This is a genomic window from Cupriavidus sp. 8B (genome assembly GCF_054589115.1).
The window spans coordinates 1-1,208 of the sequence record NZ_BAAILO010000121.1 but is presented as its reverse complement, the minus strand read 5'-3'; the positions used below and the strand labels follow the sequence as shown (position 1 = coordinate 1,208).

The 1,208-nt window shown below is 61.4% G+C and carries 2 protein-coding genes; both read right to left on the bottom strand.

What is annotated here, in order from left to right:
• The coding region (locus ACYP5B_RS12805; protein WP_459569868.1) for a MerR family DNA-binding transcriptional regulator at positions 1-102 on the bottom strand (102 nt) is incomplete at its 3' end.
• 116 nt (positions 103-218) lie between these two features.
• On the bottom strand, positions 219-968 hold the full coding sequence (locus ACYP5B_RS12800; protein ID WP_459569867.1) for an SDR family oxidoreductase: 750 nt from the start codon (positions 966-968) through the stop codon (positions 219-221).
• Positions 969-1,208: the final 240 nt, after the last annotated feature.

Genomic DNA, 1,208 nt, shown 5'->3' with positions numbered 1-1,208 from the left:
GCGCTTAGCCGCCAGGATGCCTTCGCGCTCCCAGCGGCGCACCGTACTGGGAGCCCGTCCGATGCGCTTTGCGAATTCGTTGATCCGATAAACCTTTCTCATGGCGAGCAATTACAGATACGTCTGAGCAAGAATGGAGTATCAGTTGCTCGCTCCTTGCTGATGCTAGGTCAGCTAAGTCGGCTAAATCGGTTAATTCGGTTCAGCCAGCCCCAGCCTCACAGCTGGCTCATGCCGCCATCGACGATGATTTCCGTGCCGACGATAAACGCGGATTCGGTGGCCGAGAGATGCAGCACCGTTGCTGCGATTTCCTTCGGGTCGCCAAAGCGGCCAAGCGGGATCTGGCTCTTGATCTGGGCGGCGGTGTCGGCGAGGGTGTCGGCGTCCAGGCCGAGCTTGCCGAAGAGCGGCGTGCTCACCGGGCCCGGGCTAAGCACATTGACGCGTACGCCGCGCGGCAGCAGTTCGGCGGAGAGCGTCTTGGCCAGCGAGATGAGGCCGGCCTTGCTGGCCGCATAGACGGCGGATGACGGCATGCCTATGTGCGCGTTGATGGAGCCGTTGAGCACGATTGACGCGCCTGGGTTGAACAGCGGCGTCAGTGCCTGGATCTGGAAGAAGGGGCCCTTTACATTGGTATTGAAGGTCTGGTCCCACATCGATTCCTCGACATCCGACAGCGGCGCGAACCTGGCGATGCCCGCGTTGATGAACACGGCGTCGAGCTTGATGCCTTCGTCGGTGAGACGTTTTGCCAGCGCGCGAGCTGCTGCAACGGGGCCGGCGTCGTTCTGGATGGCTAGCGCGTTGGCGCCCAGCGTGGGCTTGGCGGCTTCCAGCGTCGCGGAGTCCCGGCCCGTCACGATGACGCGCGCGCCCTCGGCGGCGAATGCCTGCGCGGTGGCCAGGCCCATGCCACTGTTGCCGCCAGTGACCAGTACGGTTTTGCCTTCAAAGCGATTCATGGTGTTCTCCTGAGAACGTTGTGTGGTGGTGTGAATGGATTATGGACAGCGCGGTGCAATAAGCCATGCGAAAGAGTTGGCGATCTCGTTCGATAAGATTGGACATCTTTGATGCACAGGCCGAAGCCGCCGGATGGGCCAAAGCCGCGCGCCATGACGACGGCTGTTTCTCCCTCTCCCCTCAGGGCTGAGGTTTGCCCACAAATCGGCGTCCTCGATAAGGCAGTGCTACTTGTAAAC